Annotated in this window: 5 protein-coding genes and 2 pseudogenes; 2 read left to right on the plus strand and 5 right to left on the minus strand. The window is 34.9% G+C overall.

Annotated elements, in window-relative coordinates:
- Both HMPREF2961_RS08425 and HMPREF2961_RS15205 read left to right on the plus strand, forming a co-directional pair.
- Window positions 1-379: pseudogene (locus HMPREF2961_RS08425) on the plus strand (ATPase P); the annotation flags it as partial.
- A gap of 279 nt (window positions 380-658) precedes the next feature.
- Window positions 659-1,960, plus strand: a pseudogene (locus tag HMPREF2961_RS15205) (ISL3 family transposase).
- Window positions 1,961-2,157: 197 nt separating this feature from the next.
- Here the strand turns inward: HMPREF2961_RS15205 and HMPREF2961_RS08440 are convergent.
- The 5 genes from HMPREF2961_RS08440 to HMPREF2961_RS15740 all read right to left on the minus strand — a co-directional run.
- On the minus strand, window positions 2,158-2,754 hold the full coding sequence (locus HMPREF2961_RS08440; RefSeq protein ID WP_002316691.1) for a YdhK family protein: 597 nt from the start codon (window positions 2,752-2,754) through the stop codon (window positions 2,158-2,160).
- A gap of 20 nt (window positions 2,755-2,774) precedes the next feature.
- Entirely contained in the window at window positions 2,775-2,981 is a 207-nt protein-coding gene (locus tag HMPREF2961_RS08445; RefSeq protein ID WP_002307659.1) for a hypothetical protein, read from the minus strand.
- Between the two features lie 14 nt (window positions 2,982-2,995).
- Complete coding sequence (locus HMPREF2961_RS08450; RefSeq protein ID WP_002294791.1) at window positions 2,996-4,390, minus strand: sensor histidine kinase; 1,395 nt, start codon at window positions 4,388-4,390, stop codon at window positions 2,996-2,998.
- The gene (locus tag HMPREF2961_RS08455; protein WP_002294790.1) at window positions 4,390-5,070 is read right to left on the minus strand and encodes a response regulator transcription factor; all 681 of its coding nucleotides are present in this window, start codon (window positions 5,068-5,070) and stop codon (window positions 4,390-4,392) included. The genes HMPREF2961_RS08450 and HMPREF2961_RS08455 overlap by 1 nt, the downstream gene beginning before the upstream one ends.
- A 27-nt stretch (window positions 5,071-5,097) precedes the next feature.
- Window positions 5,098-5,431, minus strand: a 334-nt coding sequence (locus HMPREF2961_RS15740; protein WP_176747397.1) for a multicopper oxidase domain-containing protein, incomplete at its 5' end; no start/stop codon positions are given.

Raw genomic sequence — 5,431 nt, forward strand, 5'->3', positions numbered from 1 at the left:
AATAGATTTTTTGGAAAACTTTGCAACAGAACCATCCACGGCAACAGTAGGTATTGCTATAGGATCGGGGAGTGATATTGCAATTGAATCTGGAGGTATTGTACTAGTCAAAAATGATTTGATGGATGTTGTAACTTCTTTAGTATTAGCACGAAAAACATATAGTCGGATTTTGATTAACTTATTTTGGGCTTTCATATATAACGTGATAGATATTCCAGTCGCAGCGGGTATATTCTCAGCACTTGGATTTACACTATCTCCAGAGTTAGCTGGTCTTGCAATGGCACTTAGCTCAATTACTGTTGTTTTGAGCTCACTATTATTGAACTATGTGCGCTTGCCAAAAAATGGTGAGACACTTATAGATAATAGTTAGTATTTGTAATATACAAAAGTGACGCTTTTAATTATAATAGTAATTTTCCTTTTTCAAAATTTGAATCAGAGTCTTAAATACTAGGCATACAATAAGAGAACCAAAAATCAGAACTACTGGATGTAGTTCTGATTTTTGATTCTACAATATTTAGTGTTGGTGGAAAATCTACAGATTTTCTACTGACACTTTTTTTGTAAAAAAAGATAGAAAAAGAGATAGCCTAACTGGTGGAATTTAGTCGTCTAAAACAAAACCATACCAAGAAAGGATATCTCCATGTATCATTGTACTAGAAAATTGTTAGGTTTAACAGATGAAAATTTATTCTTCGAAGAAGAATGGTTAGAGACAGTAGAAGAAGATGGTTTTCGCACCAATCTTATCCATGCTAAACTTAGCTATATACTAAGCCATTGCCGTAAATGTGGCATCAAAAATGAAGGACAAATCATCAAGAATGGCTCACATAAAACAAAAGTCCAACTTTTGCCTTATCGAGCAACCAAAACAGAATTACGCTTGGTACGTACGCGCTTTTACTGTAAAGAATGTCAGTCGACATTCAACGCTCAGACCAATTTGGTAGATGAAAACTGCTATCTCTCAAAGGAATTAAAGGTACAAATTGCCTTGGAGCTGGCGAAGAATACAACAAGAAAAGAAATTGCCGATCGCTATTTTGTCTCTGACGTAACCGTTCTGCGTGTCCTGCACACCTGTTTAAAAACGTATCATCCTCGTTTTGATACGTTACCTTCGGTCCTTTGTTTTGATGAGTTCAAATCGATGAAGTCCTGCAGTGGAAAAATGAGTTTTGTTTTTATGAATGGGCAGACCCAGCAATTAATCGGTGTATTGGAGAATCGTCGCCTTGCTTTCTTAAAACCATATTTCCTTAAATTCACTAGAAAAGCACGAGCGAACGTGAAATACGTCGTGATGGATATGAATGCCCCTTATTTTGAACTTGTAAAAGCGGTCTTCCCAAACGCCAAAATCGTGACCGATCGCTTTCACATTGTCCAACAAATCACTCGTACGTTAAATCAGTTGCGAATCAAAACAATGAACAGGTTTCAAAAAACGGAACCGACAAAGTATTGACGATTGAAGCGATTCTGGAAATTACTCCTTACGCATGCCTATGATCTGGATAGTTCCGATTATCAATATGATCGAGCCTTTCGCAGACCAATGACGCAAAAAGCGATGGTCGATGAGCTTTTGAGTTACGACGAGCAATTAACCAGGGCTTACGAGACTTGCCAGCTCCTCCTCTATCACTTTAAACACAAGGACAACCAAAGTTTTTTCGATACGATCAACAGCTTAGATCAATGCCTTCCACAATGGTTTTGTAAGAAGCTGACGTTTTTAAATAAATACAAATTAGGGATTCAATATGCTTTAAAACCCAGGTATAGTAATGGTGCATTGGAAAGAACAAATAATAAGATAAAAGTGATAAAACGAGTAGCCTACGGCTATCGAAATTTCCACAACTTTCGAGCAAGAATTTATCTCATTCAAGGCTTGATCTTCCAAGTAAAACAAAAACCAGTTAAGCACTCTGCCTAACTGGTTATGACTAAATTTTCAGTTGTCTCTCTACCAGCACTAAATGTCGAAGAGCCAAAAATCTGAGCCAGAATGAGGTTCGTTCTGACCCAGATTTGATTTTGCACAACTCATCAGTCCTTATTAACAAAGAGCTCATATTCCTCATGTTGAGAATACGAAGGCCATGTACCAGCTTATTGGTTTAGTATATAAAATTACTCATTATTTTCGTCATATTCCATCTCATCTTCAGTTACCCACATATGATTCTTAACTTCTTCTTGACCATCGGTTGGAGTGTAATTAACAACGTAAACAGTTCCTGTAATAGATTTATCTACTTTTGCTTCAGCTCCCATCATCCCATCCATGTGATCGGCATTCAAGATAACAGTATCGCCCTCATTTGCTACAGTCTCAGTATCTTTTAACTCTTCTTGTACTACCCATCGATGATTGTTAACCATTGGTCCCCCAGTTTTTGGCTCATAGCTTACTTCATACATTGTAGTATCAAAGGCCCCTACAACTTGAGCATTTGCACCTTTCATCCCTTCCATATGATCGCCTAGCAGTATAACATTACTTCCCACCGGGAATTTAGGGTTCGCAGCATCTTTCATTGAAGAAGGAACCATACCTTCGTGATTCATTCCCTCCATACTATTCATTTCACTAGACGCTGTAGAAGTCGATTCCTCGTTTGTGCTTTTAGAATTATTCGATTCACTTTGATTGCTACACGCTCCTAAAAATACAATAATTCCAAGACTTGCAAATACTAATTTTGTCATCTTTTTCACTGTCTTCATCCTCCTTTAATTAATCACATTTAGGTCATCTCATAAATTTGTAATCCAAAAACTTCTTTTTTAATTGTAGCTATTGATAAGTCCTTCTTAGAAAAGATTACTACAGAATTTGATAAGATATCTAAATGAACTTTTTCGACACTATCTATCGAAATCAGTTGAAAAAATATTTTTTTTGCCCAACATTCACATACTAGTTTAGCAATTTTTATCTGTTTTTGAAACAAATAACTCTCCTCCTTTATTGAAATGGTAGCTTTATAACAAATTTAGTTCCTAGACCTAATTTACTTTTTACAGTTATACTACCTTTATGCGCTTCAATAACGCTCTTTACAATAGCTAATCCGATACCTTGCCCCCCTAAAGCTCTACTTCTGGAGGGGTCAGCCATATAAAATCTATCAAAAATATGAAGTTGCTGATCTTTTTCTATACCGATGCCGTTGTCTTCAACAATTAAAAGAACATGGTCTTTATTTTTACTTATAGAAAACTTAATGGTTCCCTCCTTTTGCGTAAATTTAATAGCATTATTCAAAAGATTGATAACAACTTGGTTCATTTTATCTTTATCTGCAGATATATTGATGTTATCCCCTTGGATTTCAACATGAAGGTTTTTTGACTCAATTTTGCTGGCGAAATTTTCAATAACGGATTCAATCAACTTATATATGTTAAACTCAGTTTTATTTAAATGATCATATTTTGCTTCAATTTTGTTGATTACTTCTATATTTCCAATTAAACGAGTTAGACGATCTATTTCATCATAACAAGATTGTAGGCGCTCGGGAGTTATTTTCCAGACTCCGTCAATCATTCCTTCCACATTGCCTTTAAGGGTAGCTAATGGAGTTCTTAATTCATGTGAAATATCAGTAGTTAATCTTTTTCGAAGTCCATGCTGTTTCTCCAACTGATTACTTAAATCATTTAGGGAATCAATCAAGGAATTAATTTCAATAATTGAAGTTTCTTGTGGGATTTTATCAGCATATTCCCCACGGGTTAATTTATGTGTAAAGTCGCTTACATGCTTTAGTGGTAATCCTAATCTAGCAGAGATCCACGAAGCAAGTATAAATGATACAAGAAGAGCTGCAATAGCAACATACATTAAACTTTGTTTCATACTGGAGATAAACAAGGCATCGTGCTCAGTATAAGCAAAAGGTCCGAAATAATAAAACGTTACTTTTCCAAACTCGTTTCCATCATTAATTAACTTCTTTTTCGCTTCTATTGTTTCGTCTAGTTTCACACTTTTTTTCTCAGAAACTTTCAAGGCATTTTTTTTCAGTTTGTCCTGTGCTGACTTCAAATTTTTTCCTTTAAGTTCCCAAACCATGTTGCCTTGTTCGTCTTCTATAGAAAAATAAATATTATTTTCTAATGCTTTCTCAGAAAGTGCTGCAAGTTCCTCGCTGTTCCATGTTTCTCCACTATTTAACCACAATAAATCAATTGTATATACATACTGATTCAACAAATCTTCTTGTCGCTCTTCTACGTATTTACTAAAATGATTGTTCGTCAAACTTAATGCGACTAAACTAATCGATCCTATTATTAATGTTGCGATTGCTAAAAAGGAAAGAACTAATTGAGTTTTTATCGTTCTTTTTCTCATTAGTGGCCACCAAATCTATATCCTGTACCATGGACTGTCAAAATATACATAGGTGATTTAGCATCATTCTCAATTTTATGTCTTAAGTTTTTTATATGAGAATCGATGCTCCTATCTAGTCCATCAAATTCTATTCCCTTAACTTTCTCTATCAAATCACTACGAGAAAAGACTTTATTAGGTGTGGATATTAGGGCGTGTAGAATATCAAATTCAGTTGTTGTGAGGTTTAATTCCACTTGATGTAGATAAACTTGGCGACTTTCAGGATATACTATCAATTCCCCATTACTTGAAGAAAGCTTATTAGGATTTGATAAGGTCTCAGTTCTGCGCAATACAGTTTGTATTCTCGCAACTAATTCTTTGGGACTAAATGGTTTAATCATATAGTCATCGGCACCTAACTTGAGACCAGTAAGAATATCATCCTCATCAGACTTAGCTGTTAACATTATAATTGGTACATTTGATACTTCTCTGATTTTTCTACACACAGTCAATCCATCAGTATCCGGAAGCATTAAATCTAACACAACTAAATCAGGATTATTTTTCTCGAACTTTTCCAATGCCATTGCGCCACTTATTGCTTTATAAACTGAATAATGATTAGCAACTAGATAGGCATCAATAATTTCTAATATTTTTTCTTCATCGTCCACAATAAGAATTTTCATAGACAATCATCCTTCTTAAATTATTTTCTATTTAATTTCCATTTGTCCCATCATTCCATACTCTTCATGTTCTAATATATGACAATGATACATGAAAATACCTTCACGGTCGAATTTCACAAGAAGTTCTACTGTTTCATCCGGATTTACCAGCACAGTATCTTTCCATCCTTGCTCGTTTAGTGCGGGCTGATTTCCATCTCTAGATAAAATTTGAAACTGAACACCATGGATATGGAACGGATGAATCATGCCTCCCATCATACTACTAATATTGTTAACTTCCCAAATCTCTTGAGTACCTAATTTTTTATATAAATCTATTCTTTGGATCTGTGTCAATAAAGTGGACTCATTTTTT

Origin of the sequence: Enterococcus sp. HMSC076E04 (assembly GCF_001814285.1) — a bacterium.
In the GTDB taxonomy this organism is placed as follows: Bacteria; Bacillota; Bacilli; order Lactobacillales; family Enterococcaceae; genus Enterococcus_B; species Enterococcus_B lactis.